General features: G+C 67.1%; 21 protein-coding genes. 15 read left to right on the top strand and 6 right to left on the bottom strand.

What is annotated here, in order from left to right:
* Positions 1-254 precede the first annotated feature (254 nt).
* The 4 genes from AC5P5W_RS08900 to AC5P5W_RS08885 are packed head-to-tail and all read left to right on the top strand — an operon-like array spanning position 255 to position 2,583.
* A complete protein-coding gene (locus AC5P5W_RS08900; RefSeq protein WP_014648642.1) occupies positions 255-1,220 on the top strand; it encodes a hypothetical protein in 966 nt (321 codons plus the stop codon).
* Positions 1,213-1,761, top strand: a complete 549-nt coding sequence (locus AC5P5W_RS08895; RefSeq protein WP_014648641.1) for a GTP-binding protein — start codon at positions 1,213-1,215, stop codon at positions 1,759-1,761. Before AC5P5W_RS08900 ends, AC5P5W_RS08895 begins: the two co-directional genes overlap by 8 nt.
* Positions 1,754-2,170 (top strand): roadblock/LC7 domain-containing protein, encoded by a 417-nt coding sequence (locus AC5P5W_RS08890; protein ID WP_014648640.1) that lies wholly within the window; start codon positions 1,754-1,756, stop codon positions 2,168-2,170. The genes AC5P5W_RS08895 and AC5P5W_RS08890 overlap by 8 nt, the downstream gene beginning before the upstream one ends.
* Before the next feature lie 53 nt (positions 2,171-2,223).
* A complete protein-coding gene (locus AC5P5W_RS08885) occupies positions 2,224-2,583 on the top strand; it encodes a hypothetical protein (protein ID WP_014648639.1) in 360 nt (119 codons plus the stop codon).
* Between the two features lie 74 nt (positions 2,584-2,657).
* On the opposite strand, the gene AC5P5W_RS08880 is transcribed toward AC5P5W_RS08885, so the two are convergent.
* Entirely contained in the window at positions 2,658-3,404 is a 747-nt protein-coding gene (locus AC5P5W_RS08880) for a KilA-N domain-containing protein (RefSeq protein WP_014648638.1), read from the bottom strand.
* 155 nt (positions 3,405-3,559) lie between these two features.
* Between AC5P5W_RS08880 and aceK the strand changes: the two genes are divergently transcribed.
* Positions 3,560-5,290 carry a bifunctional isocitrate dehydrogenase kinase/phosphatase gene (gene aceK, locus AC5P5W_RS08875; RefSeq protein WP_049439331.1) on the top strand — a complete coding sequence of 577 codons (1,731 nt, stop codon included), beginning with the start codon at positions 3,560-3,562 and terminating at the stop codon, positions 5,288-5,290.
* An 80-nt stretch (positions 5,291-5,370) separates the two neighbouring features.
* Complete coding sequence (locus AC5P5W_RS08870) at positions 5,371-6,261, top strand: energy transducer TonB (protein WP_111205608.1); 891 nt, start codon at positions 5,371-5,373, stop codon at positions 6,259-6,261.
* Between the two features lie 39 nt (positions 6,262-6,300).
* On the opposite strand, the gene AC5P5W_RS08865 is transcribed toward AC5P5W_RS08870, so the two are convergent.
* The 3 genes from AC5P5W_RS08865 to trxA form a co-directional block, all read right to left on the bottom strand.
* Positions 6,301-7,875: a sensor domain-containing diguanylate cyclase gene (locus tag AC5P5W_RS08865; protein WP_032961682.1), complete on the bottom strand. Its 1,575-nt coding sequence runs from the start codon at positions 7,873-7,875 to the stop codon at positions 6,301-6,303.
* 208 nt (positions 7,876-8,083) lie between these two features.
* Positions 8,084-9,829: a transcription termination factor Rho gene (gene rho, locus AC5P5W_RS08860; protein WP_046429862.1), complete on the bottom strand. Its 1,746-nt coding sequence runs from the start codon at positions 9,827-9,829 to the stop codon at positions 8,084-8,086.
* Between the two features lie 227 nt (positions 9,830-10,056).
* Entirely contained in the window at positions 10,057-10,386 is a 330-nt protein-coding gene (gene trxA / locus AC5P5W_RS08855) for a thioredoxin (protein WP_005411275.1), read from the bottom strand.
* 508 nt (positions 10,387-10,894) lie between these two features.
* Here trxA and rhlB point away from each other — a divergent pair.
* The 8 genes from rhlB (at position 10,895) to AC5P5W_RS08815 (ending at position 18,006) form a co-directional block, all read left to right on the top strand.
* Positions 10,895-12,616, top strand: a complete 1,722-nt coding sequence (gene rhlB, locus AC5P5W_RS08850) for an ATP-dependent RNA helicase RhlB (RefSeq protein WP_049439326.1) — start codon at positions 10,895-10,897, stop codon at positions 12,614-12,616.
* Between the two features lie 163 nt (positions 12,617-12,779).
* Positions 12,780-13,466 carry a cell division ATP-binding protein FtsE gene (ftsE, locus tag AC5P5W_RS08845; RefSeq protein WP_014648630.1) on the top strand — a complete coding sequence of 229 codons (687 nt, stop codon included), beginning with the start codon at positions 12,780-12,782 and terminating at the stop codon, positions 13,464-13,466.
* Positions 13,467-13,469: 3 nt separating this feature from the next.
* Complete coding sequence (gene ftsX / locus AC5P5W_RS08840) at positions 13,470-14,417, top strand: permease-like cell division protein FtsX (protein WP_032961674.1); 948 nt, start codon at positions 13,470-13,472, stop codon at positions 14,415-14,417.
* 7 nt (positions 14,418-14,424) lie between these two features.
* The gene (locus AC5P5W_RS08835) at positions 14,425-15,267 is read left to right on the top strand and encodes a response regulator (RefSeq protein WP_019660837.1); all 843 of its coding nucleotides are present in this window, start codon (positions 14,425-14,427) and stop codon (positions 15,265-15,267) included.
* Positions 15,264-15,977 (top strand): uracil-DNA glycosylase, encoded by a 714-nt coding sequence (gene ung, locus AC5P5W_RS08830; RefSeq protein ID WP_005419723.1) that lies wholly within the window; start codon positions 15,264-15,266, stop codon positions 15,975-15,977. Before AC5P5W_RS08835 ends, ung begins: the two co-directional genes overlap by 4 nt.
* Before the next feature lie 278 nt (positions 15,978-16,255).
* A complete protein-coding gene (gene rpoH, locus AC5P5W_RS08825) occupies positions 16,256-17,131 on the top strand; it encodes an RNA polymerase sigma factor RpoH (protein WP_005411269.1) in 876 nt (291 codons plus the stop codon).
* A gap of 175 nt (positions 17,132-17,306) precedes the next feature.
* Positions 17,307-17,690 carry a type II toxin-antitoxin system RelE/ParE family toxin gene (locus AC5P5W_RS08820; protein ID WP_495221045.1) on the top strand — a complete coding sequence of 128 codons (384 nt, stop codon included), beginning with the start codon at positions 17,307-17,309 and terminating at the stop codon, positions 17,688-17,690.
* On the top strand, positions 17,674-18,006 hold the full coding sequence (locus tag AC5P5W_RS08815; RefSeq protein ID WP_169411602.1) for a helix-turn-helix domain-containing protein: 333 nt from the start codon (positions 17,674-17,676) through the stop codon (positions 18,004-18,006). Before AC5P5W_RS08820 ends, AC5P5W_RS08815 begins: the two co-directional genes overlap by 17 nt.
* 78 nt (positions 18,007-18,084) lie before the next feature.
* On the opposite strand, the gene purD is transcribed toward AC5P5W_RS08815, so the two are convergent.
* Positions 18,085-19,368, bottom strand: a complete 1,284-nt coding sequence (purD, locus tag AC5P5W_RS08810; RefSeq protein WP_126411429.1) for a phosphoribosylamine--glycine ligase — start codon at positions 19,366-19,368, stop codon at positions 18,085-18,087.
* 61 nt (positions 19,369-19,429) lie between these two features.
* Entirely contained in the window at positions 19,430-21,013 is a 1,584-nt protein-coding gene (gene purH, locus AC5P5W_RS08805) for a bifunctional phosphoribosylaminoimidazolecarboxamide formyltransferase/IMP cyclohydrolase (protein ID WP_046429857.1), read from the bottom strand.
* 208 nt (positions 21,014-21,221) lie between these two features.
* Here purH and AC5P5W_RS08800 point away from each other — a divergent pair, with 208 nt between their 5' ends.
* The gene (locus tag AC5P5W_RS08800; RefSeq protein WP_134966495.1) at positions 21,222-21,839 is read left to right on the top strand and encodes a CDP-alcohol phosphatidyltransferase family protein; all 618 of its coding nucleotides are present in this window, start codon (positions 21,222-21,224) and stop codon (positions 21,837-21,839) included.
* Positions 21,840-21,849: the final 10 nt, after the last annotated feature.

Raw genomic sequence — 21,849 nt, 5'->3', positions numbered from 1 at the left:
CTGGGGTCAGATCCCTTTTGCAAGCAAAAGGGATCTGACCCCATTCGACCCGTGTCCAGAACCGTGACATCCGTCGGTCGTCGGAATGCCGTCAACGGGGCATGAAACTTGCCCGCGATGGCGGTCGCAGAATGGATCGGCGCGGTTTCGCAGTCGCCTTGAATCTGAGCAATCGATCACGACGGCCGCCGCTGGCGATGCCCTAGCCTTGGCGACGCGAGGCCACCGGGGAGGTGGCCGCACGGGGAACACGGATGGCACGCGTGCTGGTAGTGGGAACCGATATCCAGGGCGAGCAGGCCCTGCTGCAACGGCTGCGCCTGGCCTCGGCGCTGCCGGATGGCCAGGTCCGCCGCAGCCAGGATCTGGACGATTGTGATCTGCTGGTCATCCGCGATACCCCGGCGCTGCGCAACGCCGCCCAGCGCATGCGACAGCAACGTCCGCGCCTGCAGTGCTGGATCGAGGACATCGGCGGCCAGCTGCGTGATGGCGACGGGCATCAGGACGTGCTTGATGACGGTGCCATCGGTCGCGCGTTGCGTCGCATGCAGTTGGCACCGGAGCCCCTGGTCATGCAGACACCTGCGCCGATCCGCCTGGCAGATGGCGCGCACGCCATCACCCGTCTGCTGCGCGAGCGGCTGCCGCTGCGACAGGGCCAGGCACTGCTGGGTGATGCAGGCGAGCCTCTGCTGCTGATGGATCTGGAGCACGATCAGGCCGTGCTGTTGCAGGAGCCGGCTGCGGCGCTGGTGGAGCGGCTGGCCGATGCCTTTGAGCGCCTGCAGCTGGACGCGCTGACACCGGCGCGCCTGCAGGCCCTGGCCGGCGAGCGGCCACGCCAGCCGCTGCGGCCACTGCTGTGGCAATGGGCGCAACGCAGCCGCCATTGGCAGGCGCTGGACGAGCGCCTGCGCGGCGCCTCGGTGAAGCTGCTGCGCTGGCCGGACTTCCGCGTACTGGGCCATGACCACGATGGCTTCCGCCTGTGCTCGCTGCTGCTCAAGCGTGCGTGTACGGTTGAGGAATGCACGATGCTGCTCGAACTGCCGGCGGCGGCCGTTCGCGATTTCATCCATGCCGCCTATCTGTGTGGCTACGCGCAGCTGCAGGCCGCCCCGGCGACGCTGATGATGGCGGCAGGTGGCACCCGCACCGACAACGGACTGCTCGCCCGCCTGTGGCGGCACCTGCGCGGGAGCGAGCGCAATGCGTGAGCACAAGGTGGTCGTGCTGGGCGGCATGGGCAGCGGCAAGTCGACGCTGGTACGCAGCATCGCGGCTGGCGCGGTGGTCGACACGGATGTGGCCAACAGTGATCGCCTCGGCGCCGACAAGGCCTCCACCACCGTGGCGCTGGACTATGCAGACATCGACCTGCCCAACGGCGAACGCCTGCGTCTCTACGGCACACCCGGCCAGCAGCGTTTCGATTTCCTGTGGCCGATCCTGCTGCAGGGCGCGCGTGGCGCGGTGCTGCTGCTGGATGCGCGCCGCGCCGGCCTGGCCAGCGAGCTGGAAGGCTATCTGCAGGTGCTGCAGCCGTTCGCATCATCCTTGGCACTGGTCGTGGCGGTCACCCACCTGGACCAGGCACCGCAGGCCGCACTGGATGACTGGGCCATCCGTGCCTGCCTTGACGACCAGCCGCTGCCGCTGCTGGCCGTGGATGCCCGTGACCGAGGACAGGGACTGCTGCTGATGGATGTACTGATGAGCGAAATGGAAGCGCACGCACTGGTGGCTGCACATGGCTGACGGGCAGCTGGCGGTACTGCCCGACGCCGGTCAGCGTGAGCGCCTGCAGCCCCTGCTGCAGGACCTGCAGCAGCGGGTCGAAGGCGTGCGCACGGTCGTGCTGGCCAGCGTCGATGGCTTTGCCCTGGTCAGCGCCGGCGCCGAAGGGCGCGGCGAACGGCTGGCGGCGATGACCAGCGCGATGCTGGCGCTGGCTGCGGCGGTCGGGCGCGAACTGGTGCTGGGCGATCTGCAGACACTGATGCTGGAAGCGGCGGGCGGAAAGGTGCTGATGCTGGCGATCCAGGCCGAAGGGCGCGCACCGTTGCTGCTGATGGCGGCCTGCGACCAGCGCAGCGTGATCGGCCAGGTGCTGTGGCAGAGCAGGGAATGTGGCCAGGCGATCCTGGCCGAACTCGGCGGATCGTGAGCCCGGCCGCAGGGGAACAAGGGGCTCGGACCAACATCGACAAGGGGTGCGACGTGGCTGGATTGAATGATTCGTTGAACGCACTGATGGGCATCGACGGCGCGCAGGCAGTGGCGCTGGTCGATTACGAAAGCGGCATGCTGCTGGGCGAAGCCGGTGCTGGCATGGACATGGAAGTGGCCGCCGCCGGCAATACCGAAGTGATCCGCGCGAAGATGAAGACCGCCGCATCGCTGAACCTCAACGACAGCATCGAGGACATCCTGATCTCGCTGGGCAAGGCGTACCACATCATGCGCCCGGTGGCGAAGAAGAAGGGCCTGTTCTTCTACATCGTGCTGGACCGTACCAAGTCCAACCTGGCATTGGCCCGGCGCAAGGTGCAGGACGTGGAGGCCGAACTGGCGATCTGAGCGGCCGCCTCCGTAGCGCCGGACCATGCTCGGCTGCTTCCAGCCGAAGCAGCCGAGCACGTTCGGCGCTGCCTTCAGGCTGCTGGAAGCAGCAGTGCAGAGACGAACGAGAGAGCCTTGCTGTCGCGTGCGGCGAAGTACCTGGGCGCATGATCTGGCAGCCACACTTCGTTGAAGTGGCGGCGGAAGTCCTCGTAGAACTCGTTGGGATACAGCTTGGCCTGCACCGTGCGGCCGTCCGGGTAGGCGTGGTCATACGTGGGCAGCGCATCGGTGTCGACGCCGCGATGATCCCTCAGCCATTTGCAGAACAGTCGGCCTTCGGAGATGTCCGGCACCAGCGCCTGCGGGAGCGTATAGCCCGCCTGCTCCAGCGGTGCGATCAGGTTCAACGTCAGCTCGTTGAGCATCGAGAAATGGGTGTACGGCACCTTGGCACGGTTCTGCATGTAGCGGTCGATGTGCACGGGCAGCAACGCATTGGCGCGACCCTGCTGCCATTCCACCACCCACTGCGAGACCTTCACTGCGAACCTGCGCGACAGCCACTGGCCGAGGTGGATGGCGAGGTACGGGTGGATCCAGGTGCCCTGCATGGCCGGGTTCCCACCGGATACCACGTGGATCAGCTCATTCTCGGACAGCTTCGTCTGCGCCATGAGCTCCTGCAGGAACTCCTCCGTCGATTTCAGTGCCCGGTAGTCGGACCAGCGCTTGCCGACGGACTGGCACAGGGCGGTCGCGCTGATGTAGCCGTCGCGGGCGCGCTGCGGGATGACGTTGCCTTCCTCCACGCGCGGAATAAAGGTCATTTGCTGCATGCGTCACCTCGTGCCGTTGTTGGGCCTGAAAGGGTAGGCAGCAGGGAGGCATCAGGTCTGTAGGAATCGTTGCGTTTGTCGCGGCATGCAGTGGCCCTACACAAGCCACCCCACGCCAGCGTATGGTGAGGCAGGTCCTCCCGGGTGAGCCCTGCATGTCCGAGCCTGACACCGTTGCCGACTTGGCGTCGCGCATCGCCGGCGCCATTCACGCCGGCTTCGAGCAGTATCACGCCCGCTTTGCGGCGATCACCGCCCGTGCGCGGCAGCGTTTCGAGCAGCGCGACTGGGTGGGCGCGCGCCGGGATGCAGTCGAGCGCATCGCGTTGTACGACCTGTGCATCGCCGAACAGATGGATGCGCTGCGGCGCCTCGCCGGCGAAGCGATCGGGGAACGCGCGCTGTGGCTGCAGGTGCATGCGCGCTATAGCGCACTGCTGCGGGGGCTGATCGACGCCGAGCTGTACAAGACCTTCTACAACACGCTGTCGCGGCGCTTGTTCTCCACCCGCGGCGTGGACCCGGCGCTGGAGTTCATCGCCTTCGATGTCGAGCCGTCCGATGCGATCACCCACCCGGTCGCACGGCATACCTATGCGGTCTCGCCGACGCGGCCGGTGGAGGCTCTCCAGCGCGTGCTGGCCGATTACCGCTTCGACATTCCGTATGCGCACCAGCTGCGCTGCGCGGCGGCCATCGCTGTGCGCCTGCAGGATGATCTGGCCCACTGGGGTGATACGCCGGTGCGCAGCATCGAGCTGCTCGACACCGTGTTCTACCGGGAGCGCCGCGCCTACCTGGTGGGTCGCGTGTTCGGCGAACACCGCTTCTCACCGTGCGTGATCGCCCTGGTCAACGATGGGCAGGGCCTGCGTGCAGATGCGGTGCTGACCCGGCGTCGCGATGTCGCCCATCTGTTCGGCGTGTCGCGCAGCTATTTCCAGGCCGACCTTGCCACGGTGGGCGATGCGGTGGTGTTCCTGCGCAGCCTGTTGCCGGGCAAGCCCATCGATGAGATCTATACGGTGCTGGGCCGCGCCAAGCAGGGCAAGACCGAGCGCTACCGTACCTTCTTCCGCCACTTCAACGAACATCCGCAGGAGCGGCTGGTGCATGCCGAAGGCACGCCGGGCATGGTCATGGCGGTGTTCACCCTGCCCAGCTATCCGCTGGTGTTCAAGCTGATCCGCGACCGCTTCGCGTGGCCGAAGTCGATGTCGCGGCAGCAGGTGGAAGAGAAGTATGCGCTGGTGTTCAACCTCGACCGTGTCGGTCGCCTGCTTGATGCGCAGCCGTACCGCCATCTGCGTTTCCCGCGCGACCGCTTCGCACCGGCCTTGCTGCAGGAGCTGCTTGCGCAGTGCGCGCAGAGCGTGCGCGTCGATGGCGATCAGGTGGAAGTCGCACTGTGCTACGTGCAGCGTCGCTTCCGTCCATTGAACCTGTACCTGCGCGAGCAGGGCGGCGATGCGGTGCGTGCGGCGGTACTCGACTACGCGCAGGCGATCACCGACATGGCGCGCAACAACATCTTCCCCGGCGACATGTTGCCGAAGAACTTCGGCGTATCGCGGCATGGCCGGGCAGTCTTCTACGACTATGACGAGCTGTGCCTGGTCAGCGACTGCGTCTTCCGCGCCTGGCCGCAGCCGCGCACGCCGGAGGAAGCCATGGCCGACGAACCCTGGTTCCACGTCGGGCCACGCGACGTGTTTCCAGAGCGCTTCGGCCCGTTCATGGGCCTGCCGGCGGGCGAGCTGGCGGCGGTGCGCGAACATTACCGGCACCTGTTTGATCCCGCGTGGTGGCAGGGCCTGCAGGCGCGCTTCGCCAGCGGTGATTATCCGGATACCCCGCCCTATGCGGCGGTCCATCGCCTGGCCTGAACGGCGTGGCGTGGACTGCCTGCCGGTCCCGCTCGGACTGCGGTACGCTCGGGGTTCACCTCATCACCATGGATCCGGCAATGATGCGTTCCCCCCTGTTCCTTGCGCTGGCCCTGGCGTTCGCCGCCGGTGCTCCCCTGCTGCCGGCCGATGCCGTGGCCCAGAACGCGCGCGCCGTGCGCGCCACTGCCGAGATGAGCATGGTGCTGTCGGGCAGTATCGACGTGGCGGCCGATGGTTCGGTCAGCACGCTGGTCCTGGACCAGCGTGCCATGCTCGCACCCGGCATCGTGTCGTTCGTGGAAGGCGCCATCCGCGGTTGGCAGTTCGAACCGACGCTGCGTGATGGTACGCCGGTGGCCGTCCACGCGCCGCTGCGCGTACGCCTGCGTGGCAAGGAGCAGGAAGACGGCAACTACCAGATCAGCATGACCAGCGTCGACTTCAGTGAATATGATCCGAAGGCTACCGATTCGATCACCCAGAAGCGCATGCCGCCGCCGCGCTACCCCGAAGAGGCCTTCCGCAATGGCGGGCAGGGTGACGTACTGCTGCTGGTCAAGGTCGCACGCGACGGCACCGTGGCCGATGTCATTGCCGAGCAGGTGAACATGACCGTGGTCGCACCGGAACGGACCATGGCCAGGATGCGCGACATCTTCGCCAAGGCCAGTATCAGTGCGGCCCGCAAGTGGACCTTCTCGCCGCCGACCACCGGCGAGGACAGCACGCGGGATTCATGGACCGTGCGCGTGCCGGTCACTTTCGCCCTGAACAACAGCGACAACGGCCAGCCGGAACGCTACGGCCGCTGGCGTGCCTTCATCCCCGGCCCGCGCCAGGCCGCACCCTGGCGCACGCCGGATGGCGCCGGACAGGCGGGAAGTGATCTGCTGCCGGCCGGCGGCGTGTACATGGTCGATGGCACCCAGCGCGGCCTGCGCCTGCTGACGCCGCTGGCGCAGCGCTGAGCCCGGTGCGATGGAGCGGTCGGCCAGGCCGGCCGCTTTTCAGTCCGCGTACGGGTAGACCACCACGCGGTTGCGGCCCTGTTCCTTGGCCATGTACAGGGCCTTGTCGGCCAGCCGCAGCGCCTGCTCGGCATCGACATGGAAGCTGGGGAAGTGGGCCACGCCCAGCGACACGGTGATGGTGCCGACCGGCTCGAACGGATGATCGGCGATGTGCTGGCGCAGCCGCTCGCCGGCCTGGCGCGCCGAGTCGGTACTGATGCCCGGCAGCAGCAGCAGGAATTCCTCGCCACCGGCACGGCAGAGGATGTCGCTGTCGCGCGAGTAGCGGCGCATCTGGTCGGCGATATGGACGATGGCGGCGTCACCGACGTCATGGCCGTGGCTGTCGTTGATCGATTTGAAGCGATCGATGTCCAGCGCCAGGATCGCGAACGGAATGCCCTGCACCTGCAGCGCATCCAGCGCCTGCTGCAGGCCGCGGCGATTGAGCAGGCCGGTCAGCGGATCGGTACGGTTGGCGCGGTTGAGTGTGCCAATGCGGTCCTGCAGGGCGTTGAAGCTGTGCAGGACCGCCTGCTTGAGCTGGGCAACCTCGAAGTACCATGCGCGGATGCCGCTGACGTGGTTGATCGCGCTGCCGGTGTCCTCGCCACCCTGCACGTTGCGCGCCAGCTGCCACAGCGGCATCGAGATGCGCCGGGCGAACCACCAGGTGATCAGCAGTGACAGCAGGCCGAGCGGGATCGCGTTCCAGATCACCGCGGTCATCAACCGTGACAACGGCTGCAATGTGGCCTCGGTCGGCCGCTGGGCGATGATGCCCCAACCAGTGGCCGGTACCGGCGCGTAACCGGCCAGCATCGACACGCCCAGGTTGTTACGGACCTGCTGCGCGCCGCGCTCACCGCGCACCACCGCCTTCACCGCCGGGTTGCCGACCACGTAGTCGCCGACCCGCTTGCCGTCGGCGTGGTACAGCAGGCGGCCATGGCGGTCGACCACGTACAGGTAGGAGCCGTCGCGGTAGTAGTGCTTGCCCAGCAGCGTATGCAGCGCGCTGCGCTGGCGCAGGTACAGGGTGCCGCTGACGTAGCCGCGATAGTGGCCCTGGCGGTCGAAGATCGGGTGCGACAGCGAGACCAGCAGCTTGCCTGTGGTCGACTGGTACGGGTCGCTGATCATCGGCTGGCGTGCAGCCAATGCGGCATTGTTGCCGACGCTGTGCAGGATCTCGCCCTGCAGCTGCAGGGTCTGCGGCGAGGTGGCGATCACCAGGCCGTCGGCGTCCACCACCAGCGAGGAATTGAAGCTGTTGGTCTGCAGCTGCAGGCGGCTGGCCTCGTCCTGCGCCTGTGCCGGATCGAGGTCACTCTGGCCGAGCCGGGTGGCGGCGTAGGCCAGCTCCTGCTGTGCGGCCAGCAGGAAGTTCTGGGTGGTCTCGGCCAGCTTGGTGGCATAGACGCGGTTGGCTTCCAGGGTATTGCCGACCAGCTGGTCGCGCTGCACGCGGTAGCTGGCCAGCAGGGTATTGGCCAGGGCGATGATGGCGCTGAGCAGGGCCAGGGCGAGGATCAGCTTGCCCAGGTTGAGGCGGGGAGACAGCGTTCGCATGCGTCGACGGATCCGGCAGGAGGCTGGACCCGACCGGTTCTCCGGAAGGGGCGACAGCGGAATCGGTGGCCACGCCCGCAGGGCCGGGCAGGGTATCGGGCGGATTATCGCCAAAAGTCGGCGGCGGCAAAGTGAAGTGGGTCGCCCTGCAGGCAAAAAAAAAACCTGCCGCAGCGAGCGGCAGGTTCCTTTCGATGCAATGCCTGGATCAGCGCTTCATCGAACCGAAGAACTCGTCGTTGGACTTGGTGTTCTTCATCTTGTCGAGCAGGAACTCCATCGCGGCCATTTCATCCATCGGATGCAGCAGCTTGCGCAGGATCCAGATCTTCTGCAGCAGTTCCGGCTCGATCAGCAGGTCCTCGCGGCGGGTGCCGGAACGGTTGATGTCGATGGCCGGGAACACGCGCTTTTCAGCAATGCGGCGGCTCAGGTGCACTTCGCTGTTGCCGGTGCCCTTGAACTCTTCGTAGATCACCTCGTCCATCTTCGAGCCGGTGTCGACCAGCGCGGTGGCGATGATGGTCAGGCTGCCGCCTTCCTCCACGTTGCGCGCGGCACCGAAGAAGCGCTTCGGGCGGTGCAGGGCATTGGCGTCCACGCCACCGGTCAGCACCTTGCCCGAGCTCGGCACCACGTTGTTGTAGGCGCGGGCCAGGCGGGTGATCGAGTCGAGCAGGATCACCACGTCCTTCTTGTGCTCGACCAGGCGCTTGGCGCGCTCGATGACCATTTCGGCCACCTGCACGTGGCGCGCGGCCGGCTCGTCGAAGGTCGAGCTGATGACCTCGCCGCGCACGGTGCGCTGCATTTCGGTCACTTCTTCCGGGCGTTCGTCGATCAGCAGCACGATCAGGTGCACGTCCGGATGGTTGGTGGTGATGGCAGTGGCGACCTGCTGCATCATCATCGTCTTGCCGGCCTTCGGCTGGGACACGATGAGCGAGCGCTGGCCCTTGCCCTGCGGCGCCATCAGATCGAGGATGCGGCCGGTAATGTCTTCCGACGAACCGTTGCCACGCTCCAGGGTGAAGCGGCGGCGCGGGAACAGCGCGGTCAGGTTCTCGAACAGCACCTTGTTCTTCGACGCTTCGATCGGCTCACCGTTGATGGTGTCGACGATGTTCAGCGCGAAGTAGCGCTCGCCGTCCTTCGGGAAGCGGATGCGGCCGGAGATGTGGTCGCCGGTGCGCAGGTTGAAGCGGCGGATCTGGCTGGGCGAGATGTAGGTGTCGTCCGGGCCGGCCAGGTAGCTGGCTTCGGCCGCGCGCAGGAAGCCGAAGCCGTCCGGCAGGATTTCCAGCACGCCATCGGCGGCAACGCCGTCGCCGTGGCGGGTCAGCACCTTCAGCAGGGCGAAGATCACGTCCTGCTTGCGGGCACGGGCCACGCCTTCGGAGATCTGCAGCTGCTCGGCGATCTCCAGCAGCTTCTGTGCCGGCATGCGCTTGAGGTCGCTCAGCGAGTAGACCGGGAAGCCCTCGGGCACGTTGGCGTGCGGGCGCGGCACGAAGGGCTGCTGCTCGCCGCCGTCCTGCGGCATGCCGTCATCGCGGCCACCGCGGTTGCGGTCGCGGTCGCGACGGTTGCGGAAACGGTCGCGGCGATTGCCCTGGCCCTGCTGGCCGTTCTGGTTGTAGGGGTTGTTGTTCTGACCCTGGCCCTGGTGCTGCCCACCGCCCTGGTGGTTCTGCTGGCGCTGTCCGGATTCGCGGCCTTCGCCACCCTCACCGCCGCCGGAGGCGGGGGCTTCAGTGGCAGGCGCGCTCGGCGCGGGGGCGGCTGCAGCCGGTGCCGGCGCTTCGGGCGCGGCTGCCAGCGGCAGGGTCGGTTGCGCCGGAGCGGCACTGGTTTCGGCGGCTGCCGGGGCGGCGGCCTTGCTCACGCGGGGCTTGCGCACGCGCTTTTCGGCGGGCGCATCGGCGCTGCCGGTTTCGGAAGTGTTATCGGACAAGAGCGTTATTCCTCGCTTGAAGGTGCGAGCGCCCGGCTGGGGCGGCGAACGTTGGGAATGGGTCTGGAAGAAACTGCGTCCAGAGGGTGCGGCACGCGAGCGCGGCCGGATATGCCGACACTATCATCGGCCTGCGGCGGCATGCAAGGGTCGCCGGGAACAGCATTCATGATGGACGCGGGGCGCCCGCCGGCAGCCGCGGGCGGCGGCTGCCGGGAACAGCAGGATCAGGCCAGGGCCTTGTCCAGCAGGCCGGCCAGCTGGGCCTTGCCCACCGCACCGATCTGCTCGCCGACCTTCTCGCCGTCCTTGAACACGACCAGGTACGGAATCGAACGCACGTGGTACTTGGCGGCCAGTGCGCGGTTGTGGTCGACGTTGACCTTGGCGATCTTGGCGCGGCCCTGGTAGGCATCGGCCAGTTCGTCCAGCGCCGGGGCGATCATCTTGCAGGGGCCACACCACTCGGCCCAGAAATCGACCAGCACCGGTTCCTTGGAATTCAGCACTGCGCTATCGAAGTCGGCGTCGCCGACATGTACAACCTTGTCGCTCATCTTGGTTTCTCGTCTTGGATTGCACCCGGCCATGCCGGAGGTGGGTGAACTGGGCCATGCCCGGTGGCGCGACCCTCGTCGTTGCCTCGCGGCGCACTGCCGCGGTGCGTTCGGCGGGATGCCTGGACGCTCACGGCCGGCAGTGTACCCCTATCGCAGGGCAGGGACAGGCGCCGGTTGGAACCCAGCGTATCGTGATCGCTTCGATGGCCGGTATGTGTCGGATTTCACTGTCTTCCTGTACATGGGGCTGGCAGTGGGCGACACCAGCGAACCCGGGCAGGCCGTTCAAGTCCGGTGTGGCTGGGTGAAGGTGGCGTCTCTGGATGCCATGAGACGCCGCATTCCGGTTTGCCTGCCCGAGTGCGGTAAACTGGGGCATTGTGCGGCGCGCGGACCGGTGGTCCCAGCCTGCCAACCCGCCGCAGGGGCCGCAGTTTGCGACGGTGCCCCTAGACGATGAAGTGCCAGCCGCCCCACGGGCCGGCGGCCATACCAAGACGGACTCATGAGCGACAAACCGCTGACCGATTTGACCTTCTCCTCCTTCGAGCTGCATCCGGCCCTGCAGGCCGGCCTTGAAGGAGCCGGATTCACCCGCTGCACCCCGATCCAGGCGCTGACCCTGCCGGTCGCGCTGCCCGGCGGTGATGTTGCCGGCCAGGCCCAGACCGGCACCGGCAAGACCCTGGCCTTCCTGGTCGCTGTCGTGAACCGCCTGCTGACCCGCCCGGCGCTGGCCGACCGCAAGCCGGAGGATCCGCGTGCGCTGATCCTTGCCCCGACCCGCGAACTGGCCATCCAGATCCACAAGGATGCGGTGAAGTTCGGTTCCGACCTGGGCCTGCGTTTCGCGCTGGTCTACGGTGGCGTGGATTACGACAAGCAGCGTGAGCTGCTGCAGCAGGGCGTGGACGTGATCATCGCCACCCCGGGCCGCCTGATCGACTACGTCAAGCAGCACAAGGTGGTTTCGCTGCATGCCTGCGAGATCTGCGTGCTGGACGAAGCCGATCGCATGTTCGATCTGGGTTTCATCAAGGACATCCGCTTCCTGCTGCGCCGCATGCCGGAACGCACCATCCGCCAGACCCTGCTGTTCAGTGCCACCCTCAGCCATCGCGTGCTGGAGCTGGCCTACGAGCACATGAACGAGCCGCAGAAGCTGGTGGTCGAAGCCGAGACCATCACCGCTGCGCGCGTGCGCCAGCGCATCTATTTCCCGGCCGACGACGAGAAGATCCCGCTGCTGCTGGGCCTGCTGTCGCGCAGTGAAGGCGCGCGCACCATGGTGTTCGTCAATACCAAGGTGTTCGTCGAGCGCGTCGCCCGCTCGCTGGAAAAGGCCGGCTACCGCGTCGGCGTGCTGTCCGGCGACGTGCCGCAGAAGAAGCGTGAGAGCCTGCTCAACCGCTTCCAGAAGGGCCAGCTGGAAATCCTGGTGGCCACCGACGTGGCCGCGCGTGGCCTGCACATCGACGGCATCAAGTACGTCTACAACTACGACCTGCCGTTCGACGCCGAAGACTACGTGCACCGCATCGGTCGTACCGCGCGCCTGGGCGAAGAGGGTGATGCGATCAGCTTCGCCTGCGAACGCTACGCGATGGGCCTGCCGGACATCGAGGCCTACATCGAGCAGAAGATCCCGTCCGAGCCGGTCACCAAGGAACTGTTGACGCCGCTGCCGCGCCCGGAACGCCCGGCCCCGGCTGCTGGCGAGGAAGGTGAGGAGAACGAGAGCGTCGGCCAGATCTTCCGTGAAGCGCGCGAAGCCCGCGCCGCTGAAGAAGAGCGCCGTGGTGGTGGTCGCAGTGGGGGCCGCTCCGGCGGTGGCCGTGGCGAGCGTCGCGACGGTGAGCGCAGCGGCGAGCGCCGTTCGCGTGGCCCGCGCAAGCCGCGCGTGGAAGGCGAGCAGGTTGCAGCTGCCCCGGCCGAAGGTGCTGAAGCCGCTGTCGCCCAGGCTCCGCGTCCGCCGCGCCCGCCCCGCGCCGAGGGCGCGCCGGAAGGTGCCGTGGATGGCGAGCGCAAGCCGCGCAAGCGCCGTCGTCGTCGCCACGGCCGTCCGGTCGAGGGTGGCGAGGGCGTGCAGGCCAACGCCGGCAACGGCGCCAGCCCGGTGACCCCGGTGCAGGTGGTGGCCAAGCCGGTGCGCACGGCGGCCGACAGCGGCGATTCGTTCCTGACCCGCATCGGCCGCAAGATCCGCCGGATGCTGTCGGGCAGCTGATCGGCGCTGCCGATCAGCGGGAAGCCCCCGACCGCTGGTCGGGTGGCTTTGAACGGTAGTGCCGGCCGCTGCCGGCAACCCACATGGCTGCCGGCCAGCGGCCGGCACTACCGATCGGCGCCACCGTCTCCACGAGGTCGCGCCGCTCCTGCATAATCGGGGCATGAGTGTCCTGCGCTTCGACAATGTCAGCAAACAGTACGCCGGTGGCCACGAGGCGCTGATCGATGTCAGCTTCGAGGTCGCGCCGGGCGAGATGCTGTTCGTCACCGGCCATTCCGGTGCGGGCAAGAGCACCCTGCTCAAGTTGATCCACCTCGACGAGCGGCCCAGCCGCGGCGCGGTGGTGTTCGACGAGCGCAACCTGCTGAAGGTGCGCGGCGGCGACGTGCCCCGCCACCGACGCGCGGTGGGCGCGGTCTACCAGGACCACCGGCTGCTGATGGACCGCTCGATTGCCGAGAACGTGGCGCTGCCGCTGATCCTGCGCGGCACCCGCCGTGGCGACATCAGCAAGCGCGTGCGCTCGGTGCTGGAGCGGATGGGCCTGGGCCATCGCGAGAAGGCGCTGCCCTCGCAGCTGTCGGCCGGCGAGCAGCAGCGCGTGGGCATCGCCCGCGCCATCGTCGGCGAGCCCAAGCTGCTGGTGGCCGATGAGCCGACCGGCAACCTCGACCCGACCCTGGCGGCGGAGATCATGGCCCTGTTCGCCGAGCTGCCCTCGCGCGGCACCAGCGTGCTGGTGGTCAGCCACGACCTGCCGCTGCTGCGCCGCATGCGCAAGCGCGTGCTGATCCTCGACCATGGCCGGCTGGTGGATGACATCTCGCCGCAGGACCTGGCGGAGTAACCGATGGCGAAGAACGAAAACAGCGAAGCCGCCGCCCCCTCGCGCGTGGGCGTCTGGTTCCAGCACCACGTGCACAGCGTGGTGTTCAGCCTGGGCCGCGCCTGCCGCAAGCCATGGGCGACCCTGCTGACGGTGATGGTCATGGCGCTGGCGCTGGCGCTGCCGCTGGGCCTGTCGATCGCGCTGGACAACCTCAAGCAGTTCGCCGGCAGCGTGCAGCAGTCGCGCGACATCAACGTGTTCCTGAAGGGCAACGTCGATGCACCCGGCGCGCTGCGCCTGGCCGGCCAGCTGCGCGACCGCGACGACGTGGCCGAAGTGAACGTGCGCACGCCCGAGCAGGGACTGCAGGAACTGCGCGATGCCGGCCTGGGTGAGGCGATCGACGCACTCAACGACAATCCGCTGCCTTCGCTGCTGGTGATCACTCCCGGCCAGGGCAAGGACGACGCACGCCTGGCGCGCGCGCTGGAAAGCCTGCCCGAGGCCGATCTGGTGCAGCACGATGCGCTGTGGCGCCAGCGCCTGGATGCCTGGCTTGCCTTCGGTGCGCGGCTGGTGCAGGTGCTGTCGGTCCTGCTCGGCGCAGGTGCCGCGCTGGTGGTCGGCAACACGGTGCGCCTGGACATCCAGGCCCGCCGCGAAGAGATCGGCGTGCTGCAGCTGCTCGGCGCCAGCGATGGCTTCATCCGCCGCCCGTTCCTGTACCTGGGCGCGTGGTACGGCCTGGGCGCCGGCGCGGTGGCGCTGGCCCTGATCGGCGCTGCGGGTGCCGCCCTGCGCATGCCGCTGGCCGAACTCTCGCGCAGCTACGGCAGCCCGTTCGTACTGCACGGCCTGGACCTGCTGCACGGCGGCCTGGTCCTGCTCGGCACGCTGCTGCTGGGTTGGCTGGGCGCCTGGCTGGTCACCGGCCACTTCCTCCGCCAGACCCGCCCGACCGACACCTGAGACCGGCATGCAACCGCAAGCGCTGAAACACCTTGAAGGGCCCGCGACGCGGGTGATGGTGGTCGATGGCTCGAAGCTGGTGCGCAAGCTGATCGCCGACGTCCTGCAGCGTGACCTGCCGGGCGTGGAGGTGATCGGCTGCGACAGCATCGAGGACGCACAGCAGGCGCTGGCACAGGGGCCGGTGGACCTGGTGACGACCTCGCTGACCCTGCGCGATGGCGACGGCCTGGCGCTGGCGCGGATGGTGCGCGAAGCGGCCGGCCAGGCCTATGTGCCGGTGATCGTGGTCTCCGGCGATGCCCAGCAGCACCTGGAGCAGCGCCGCTTCACCGAGTACGTCACCGACTATTTCGACAAATCGCTCGGCCATGAAGCACTGGCGACCTTCATCCGCGGCTACGTGCAGCCGCAGACCATCCCCGGTGCCACCATCCTCTATATCGAGGACAGCCGCGTGGTGGCCGAGGCCACCAAGCGCATGCTGGAACGCCAGCAGTTGAACGTGCTGCACGTGGTCAGCGCCGAAGAAGCGTTCACCCTGCTCACCGCCGAGTCGCTGGGCCGCAGTCGCCACCGCATCGACCTGGTGCTGACCGACGTCACCCTGAAGGGCGAACTGAGCGGTCGCGACGTGGTGCAGCGCGTGCGCGTGGATTTCGGCTACGGCAAGCGCCGCCTGCCGGTGCTGGTGATGACCGGCGATGGCAACCCGCACAACCAGACCGGGCTGCTGCAGTCCGGTGCCAACGACCTGGTGCTCAAGCCGATCGAAGAACGGCTGCTGGTCACCAAGGTGCTGTTCCAGCTGAGGCTGGCCCGATTGAACGATGGACCTCTGTTGCGATGATGGATGAAGTAGCCGACACCCCGACGATCCAGCTGGAACCGAGCTGGAAGCAGCATGTCGGCGATTACCTGTTGCAGCCGCAGATGCGCGAGCTGTCCAGCTTCCTGCGCCAGCGCAAGGCCAGTGGCGCGGCGGTGTTCCCGCCCGGCCCGCAGATCTTCGCCGCGTTCGACGCCACGCCGTTCGAGCAGGTGAAGGTGGTGATCCTCGGGCAGGACCCGTACCACGGTCGCGGCCAGGCACATGGCCTGAGTTTCTCGGTGCCGCCGGGCGTGCCGGTGCCGCCGTCGCTGCTGAACATCTACAAGGAGATCGAGAGCGATCTCGGTATCCCGCGTCCGGACCACGGCTGCCTGATTCCGTGGGCGCAGCGTGGCGTGCTGCTGCTCAATGCGGTACTGACGGTGGAAGAGGGCAAGGCCGGTGCGCACCAGGGTCGTGGCTGGGAAGGCTTCACCGACCACGTGGTGGATGTGCTCAACCGCGAGCGCGAAGGGCTGGTGTTCATGCTCTGGGGCGCCTATGCGCAGCAGAAGGGCAAGGTGATCGACACCCGCCGCCATCGCGTGCTGAAGTCGCCGCATCCGTCGCCGCTTTCGGCCCATCGGGGCTTCCTCGGCTGTCGTCATTTCTCGATGGCCAACGAGTACCTGCAGCGCCGCGGCCAGGCCCCGATCGACTGGTCGCTGCCGCCGCGCTCGGCACTCTGAGGGCCGGCGGGCCGCTGGGCCTGAACACCGGGCAACGTTCCCGGGCCTGAATGGGCCTTCAGAACGGCCCGTTCAGCTCCGCTTGACCGGAATCGGCCGCTTTACGGCAGGTAATTGCTTGAATTCCAAGGGATTGTGAATCCCGAAAAGCATGCTCGCCACTGTCATCAAATCGCGCTACGGTAGGGCTCTGTTTGGGACCAGTGTTGCATCAATGGGATGCTGGAACTTTTTCCTCCTTTAGCAGTCCAAATCCCGGACTGCTAAGATGGGTGCCTATGAGCCAGAACACCTCTACTGCCCTTGTGGCAAACAATCTCCCGATTCCCAGTGCGCTCGGTTCGCTGGACGCCTACATCGGTGCCGTGCACCAGATCCCGGTGCTGTCGGTCGATGACGAACAGGACCTGGCCCGTCGCTTCCGCGACGGCAACGATCTGGACGCTGCCCGCGAGCTGGTGCATTCGCACCTGCGCTTCGTGGTGCACGTGGCCCGCGGCTACAACGGCTACGGCCTTGCCCTGGGCGACCTGATCCAGGAAGGCAACATCGGCCTGATGAAGGCGGTCAAGCGCTTCGACCCGGACATGGGCGTGCGCCTGGTCTCCTTCGCGGTGCACTGGATCCGTGCAGAGATGCACGAGTTCATCCTGAAGAACTGGCGCATCGTGAAGGTCGCCACCACCAAGGCGCAGCGCAAGCTGTTCTTCAACCTGCGCAAGTCGAAGACGCGCCTGGGCTGGATGAACGCGGCGGAAGTGAGCGCGGTGGCCAAGGACCTGAACGTGTCCGAGCGCGAGGTCATGGAAATGGAGTCGCGCCTGTCGGGTCGCGATATCGGGTTCGATGCGCCGACCGACGAGGACAACGAGCACGCGCCGCCGTCGCCGGCTGCGTTCCTGGTTGCCGATGACGAAGACCCGTCGATGGCCTACGAGCGCGAGGACAGCGAAGACAACCAGATGCAGCTGCTGCGCGAAGGCCTGGCGGAACTGGATGCCCGCTCGCGCGACATCATCCGCCGCCGCTGGCTGGACGCGGACAGCAAGGTGACGCTGCAGGAACTGGCCGACGAGTACGGCGTGTCGGCCGAGCGCATCCGCCAGGTTGAAGCGAACGCGCTGAAGAAGATGAAGGCGCTGTTCACCGCGTAAGCGGGGTGGCGTTGGAATGAAGAAAGGCCCGGCGGAGATGCCGGGCCTTTTTGTTTCTGGAGCGCATCCACGCATGGCGTGGATCAATCCTGACGCCAGGGCGGCAGCTGCGCCGACCGGAGCATGCGCTGGACGCTGATTTTCACGCCGTACCACTCGGTGGCACGGTATGATCATGTCACGTGTCTTCCGCACTCGAAGCTTCAACCGCAGTACACGACGTTCTTCACTGACCGATAGAGCCTTGTGCCGCGCAGCGGTGGAAATGCGTCAAGGACTGATTGATGCAGATATAGGGGGCGGCCTTCTCAAAAAGCGGGTTGCGCTGCCGGGCCGCGGAAAGCGCGGTAGCGCCCGCGTTATTGTCGCAACTAGGGTGGGGCGCTACTGGTTCTTTCTCTTCTGCTACGAGAAGAACGCGCGCGCGACCATCAGTGGTGCGGAACGGGACGCCCTTCAGCTGTATGCGTCTGAGTTCTTGAGAATGAGCCCTGAACAGTTGGACAGGGCAGTTATCTGCGGAGAACTGCAGGAGATTTGCCATGACAAAGACGGTTGAACATGGACGTGCAAAGAGTGCGATCCTCGATGCGGTGCATGAAGGCGCGGCGGGCCTTTACGCCAGCGGCTTCATCGACAAGCGGCGCATGAGCATGTACGAGGCGCTTTGTCTTGGGCCTGTGCCCGAATACAGCAGCGCCCAGATCCGTGCACTTCGCACGTCGTTGGAACTTAGCCAGCCGGTGTTCGCAGGTGTGCTCAACACCAGCGTTTCGACGGTCCGTAGCTGGGAACAGGGCGGGAAGAAGCCGAGCGGGCCGTCGCTGAAGCTTTTGAACCTGATTGATCGGAAGGGTCTCGAAGCAGTCCTGTAAAGCAAAGGCCCGGCAATGCCGGGCCTTTGCTTTACTGTGGTATTCAATCCGCGCCATGCATGGAAGCGGGGGGGTGCCTCACCCCTCGCGTGCGATCGCGCGCCAACCAATGTCGTTGCGGTGGAACTCGTTGGCCCAGCTCACCTTGGCCACGCCGGCATAGGCATTGGCCTGCGCGTCGCGCACGCTGTCGCCCAGTGCGGCCACGCACAGCACGCGACCGCCCGCACTGACCACGTGGCCCTGCGCATCCAATGCCGTACCGGCATGGAACACCTTGGCACTGGCCGGCACGTCGTCCAGGCCGGAAATCACGTCACCGGTGATCGGCGCTTCCGGGTACGGCCTGGCCGCCAGCACCACGCCCAGCGACGGGCGCGCGTCCCACTGCGCTTCGACCTCATCCAGGCGGCCATCGATAGCCGCTTCCACCAGCTCGACCAGGTCCGACTGCAGGCGCAGCATCACTGGCTGGGTTTCCGGGTCGCCAAAGCGCACGTTGAATTCGATCACCTTCGGTGCGCCGCTGGCATCGATCATCAGGCCGGCGTAGAGGAAACCGGTGAACGGGATGCCGTCGGCGATCATGCCCTGCACGGTGGGGTTCACCACCTCGCGCATCACCCGTGCATGCACCTCCGGCGTCACCACCGGGGCCGGCGAATAGGCGCCCATGCCGCCGGTATTCGGGCCGGTGTCGCCGTCGCCGACGCGCTTGTGGTCCTGCGAGGTGGCCATCGGCAATGCATGCACGCCGTCCACCATCGAAATGAAGCTGGCTTCCTCACCGTCGAGGAATTCCTCGATGACCACGCGCGCACCGGCATCGCCAAACGCGTTGCCGGACAGCATGTCACGCACCGCGTCCTCGGCCTCGGTCAGGCTCATCGCCACGATCACGCCCTTGCCGGCGGCCAGGCCATCGGCTTTGACCACGATCGGTGCGCCCTTCTCGCGTACATACGCCAGCGCGGCGTCCACGTCGCTGTGCACGGCGTAGTACGCGGTGGGGATGTTGTGGCGGGCCAGGAAGTCCTTGGCGTAGGCCTTGCTGCCTTCCAGCTGCGCGGCGGCGGCGGTCGGCCCGAAGATGCGCAGGCCGGCGGCGCGGAAGCGGTCGACCACGCCGGCCACCAGCGGTACTTCCGGGCCGACCACGGTCAGCGCTACGCCTTCGGCCTGGGCCAGCGCCAGCAGGCCGTCGATATCGGTGACCTTGACTGCCACGTTGCGGCACGTGTCTTCGCTGGCGGTACCGGCGTTGCCGGGCGCCACGATCACTTCGGTGACACGGGAGGACTGGGCCAGCTTCCATGCCAGGGCGTGTTCGCGGCCGCCAGAGCCGATGACGAGGATCTTCATGGGACAGGGTTCTCGGGTACGGAAGAGAAAAGCCGGGCAGGGCCCGGCTTGGTGATGCGGATCAGTGGCGGAAGTGGCGCACGCCGGTGAACACCATGGCCAGCCCATGTTCGTCGGCGGCGGCGATCACTTCGGCATCGCGCATCGAACCGCCCGGCTGGATGACCGCCTTGATGCCGGCGGCTGCAGCGGCATCGATGCCATCGCGGAACGGGAAGAAAGCGTCGGAGGCCATCACCGAGCCCTCGACCACCAGGTTCGCATCGGCGGCCTTGATGCCGGCGATGCGGGCCGAGTACACGCGGCTCATCTGGCCGGCACCGACACCGATGGTGCGGTTGTCCTTGGCGTAGACGATCGCGTTGGACTTCACGAACTTGGCCACGTTCCAGGCGAACAGCAGGTCGGTGAACTGCTTGTCGGTCGGCGCCAGCCTGCTGACCACCTTCAGTTCGTCGCGGGTCATGCCGCGGTTGTCCGAGGACTGCAGCAGCAGGCCCGAGCCGACGCGCTTGCTGTCGAAGTTGTTCAGGCCGTCGCCGTGCGGGATGCGCAGTACGCGCACGTTGGCCTTCTTCTGCGCGTACTCCAGCGCGGCCGGCTCGTAGTCCGGGGCGATCAGCACCTCGACGAACTGGCGGTCGAGGATCACCTTGGCGGTGGCGGCATCCAGCGGCTTGTTGAAGGCGATGATGCCGCCGAAGGCGCTGGTCGGGTCGGTGGCGTAGGCCAGCTCGTAGGCATCGCCGTTGCCGGCGCCGACGGCCACGCCGCACGGGTTGGCGTGCTTGACGATGACGCAGGCCGGCGCATCGAACTGGCGCACGCATTCCCACGCCGCATCGGCGTCGGCCAGGTTGTTGTAGCTCAGCTCCTTGCCCTGCAGCTGCTGGAAGGTGGCCAGCGTGCCCGGCACCGGGTACAGGTCGCGGTAGAACGCGCCGCTCTGGTGCGGGTTCTCGCCATAGCGCAGGTCCATCACCTTCACGAAGGTGGAGTTCATCTGCGCCGGGTACTCGGCACGGGCCGGCACGGCGGCGTCAGTGGCGGTGACCGCCGACAGGTAGTTGCTGATCGCCGCATCGTACTGGGCGACGCGGTTGAACGCGGCCACCGAGAATGCGAAGCGGGTGGCTGCCGTCAGCTGGCCGTTGTTGGCCTCCAGCGAGGCCAGCAGCTCGGCGTACTGCGACGGATCGGTGGCCACCGCCACGCGGGCGAAGTTCTTGGCCGCCGAGCGCAGCATGGCCGGGCCGCCGATGTCGATGTTCTCGACCGCGTCGGCCAGGGTGCAGTCGGCCTGGGCGGTGACCGATTCGAACGGGTACAGGTTCAGCACCAGCAGGTCGATGGCACCGATACCGTGCTCGGCCATCACTGCGTCATCCAGGCCGGAGCGGCCCAGCAGGCCGCCGTGCACCATCGGGTGCAGGGTCTTGACCCGGCCGTCCATCATTTCCGGGAAGCCGGTGACCTCGGCCACGTCCTTCACGGCCAGGCCCGCATCGCGGATCGCCTTGGCGGTGCCGCCGGTGGACAACAGCTCCACGCCGCGTGCCGCCAGCGCAGTGGCCAGCTCGACCAGGCCGGTCTTGTCGGAAACGGAGAGGAGGGCCCGGCGGACGGGCAACAGATCAGCAGTCATGGGACAGAATCGGCAGCGGAGCGGGGCCGATATTGTAGGCGGTGGGGGCCGGTGGCGGGCGCCGGCGGGGAAAATCGACCCGCACCCACGGCCTGTGGCCGCCTTCAGCACAGCCTGGCCGGGGGCGGTCCGCAAGCAATTCGATGGGGCGCGCTGCTCCAATCGGGTAGGCTGTGCCGGAACTGCCAAGGATCAGCGGGTTCGGATCGTGTCGATCTATGCATTGAAAGGACGTTTTCAGGACCTGTTGCGTCCGGCCGTACGCGGTCTGTACCGCATGGGGATCACCGCCAATGCGGTGACCGTGACCGCGGCCGTGGTCTCGCTGCTGGTCGCTGCCGCCGTCTGGTGCTGCGCGCCGGCCCAGCCCCTGCTGTACCTGCTGCTGCCGCTGTGGATGCTGCTGCGCATGGCGCTCAACGCCGTGGACGGCATGTTGGCCCGCGAGTTCGGCCAGCAGTCGCGGCTGGGCGCCTATCTGAACGAGCTGTGCGATGTGATCGCCGACGCGGCGCTGTACCTGAGCCTGCTCAGCGTGCCGGGCGTGCGCCCGGAAGTGCTGTGGCTGGTGGCCTGGACGGCGGCGCTGAGCGAGTACGCCGGGGTGCTGGGGCTGATGGTCGGTGCCAGCCGCCGCTATGACGGCCCGATGGGCAAGAGTGACCGCGCCTTCGTCGTCGGCGTGCTGGGTCTGCTGCTGGCGTCTGAGTGGGTTGGCGCGATGACGGTCACTGGCGTGGCTGCGGCCATGGCGGTGCTGTGCATGCTGACCATGATCAACCGCGTCCGTCGCGGACTGCGGGAAACGGCGGTTTCGTCGAATTAATCAAGCAGAT

The sequence above is a fragment of the Stenotrophomonas sp. YJH_SMC_123 genome (assembly GCF_059368215.1).
The sequence above is the reverse complement of the archived record's forward strand: the minus strand, read 5'-3'. Positions and strand labels throughout refer to the sequence as shown.

What these genes read in the sequence shown, in the direction of transcription:
- AC5P5W_RS08900 (WP_014648642.1), top strand. Translation starts at nt 255, where the DNA reads ATGGCACGCGTGCTGGTAGTGGGAACCGATATCCAGGGCGAGCAGGCC.
- AC5P5W_RS08895 (WP_014648641.1), top strand. Translation starts at nt 1,213, where the DNA reads ATGCGTGAGCACAAGGTGGTCGTGCTGGGCGGCATGGGCAGCGGCAAG.
- AC5P5W_RS08890 (WP_014648640.1), top strand. Translation starts at nt 1,754, where the DNA reads ATGGCTGACGGGCAGCTGGCGGTACTGCCCGACGCCGGTCAGCGTGAG.
- AC5P5W_RS08880 (WP_014648638.1), bottom strand. Translation starts at nt 3,404, where the DNA reads ATGCAGCAAATGACCTTTATTCCGCGCGTGGAGGAAGGCAACGTCATC.
- aceK (WP_049439331.1), top strand. Translation starts at nt 3,560, where the DNA reads ATGTCCGAGCCTGACACCGTTGCCGACTTGGCGTCGCGCATCGCCGGC.
- AC5P5W_RS08870 (WP_111205608.1), top strand. Translation starts at nt 5,371, where the DNA reads ATGATGCGTTCCCCCCTGTTCCTTGCGCTGGCCCTGGCGTTCGCCGCC.
- AC5P5W_RS08865 (WP_032961682.1), bottom strand. Translation starts at nt 7,875, where the DNA reads ATGCGAACGCTGTCTCCCCGCCTCAACCTGGGCAAGCTGATCCTCGCC.
- trxA (WP_005411275.1), bottom strand. Translation starts at nt 10,386, where the DNA reads ATGAGCGACAAGGTTGTACATGTCGGCGACGCCGACTTCGATAGCGCA.
- rhlB (WP_049439326.1), top strand. Translation starts at nt 10,895, where the DNA reads ATGAGCGACAAACCGCTGACCGATTTGACCTTCTCCTCCTTCGAGCTG.
- ftsE (WP_014648630.1), top strand. Translation starts at nt 12,780, where the DNA reads ATGAGTGTCCTGCGCTTCGACAATGTCAGCAAACAGTACGCCGGTGGC.
- ftsX (WP_032961674.1), top strand. Translation starts at nt 13,470, where the DNA reads ATGGCGAAGAACGAAAACAGCGAAGCCGCCGCCCCCTCGCGCGTGGGC.
- AC5P5W_RS08835 (WP_019660837.1), top strand. Translation starts at nt 14,425, where the DNA reads ATGCAACCGCAAGCGCTGAAACACCTTGAAGGGCCCGCGACGCGGGTG.
- ung (WP_005419723.1), top strand. Translation starts at nt 15,264, where the DNA reads ATGATGGATGAAGTAGCCGACACCCCGACGATCCAGCTGGAACCGAGC.
- rpoH (WP_005411269.1), top strand. Translation starts at nt 16,256, where the DNA reads ATGAGCCAGAACACCTCTACTGCCCTTGTGGCAAACAATCTCCCGATT.
- AC5P5W_RS08820 (WP_495221045.1), top strand. Translation starts at nt 17,307, where the DNA reads ATGTCACGTGTCTTCCGCACTCGAAGCTTCAACCGCAGTACACGACGT.
- AC5P5W_RS08815 (WP_169411602.1), top strand. Translation starts at nt 17,674, where the DNA reads ATGACAAAGACGGTTGAACATGGACGTGCAAAGAGTGCGATCCTCGAT.
- purD (WP_126411429.1), bottom strand. Translation starts at nt 19,368, where the DNA reads ATGAAGATCCTCGTCATCGGCTCTGGCGGCCGCGAACACGCCCTGGCA.
- purH (WP_046429857.1), bottom strand. Translation starts at nt 21,013, where the DNA reads ATGACTGCTGATCTGTTGCCCGTCCGCCGGGCCCTCCTCTCCGTTTCC.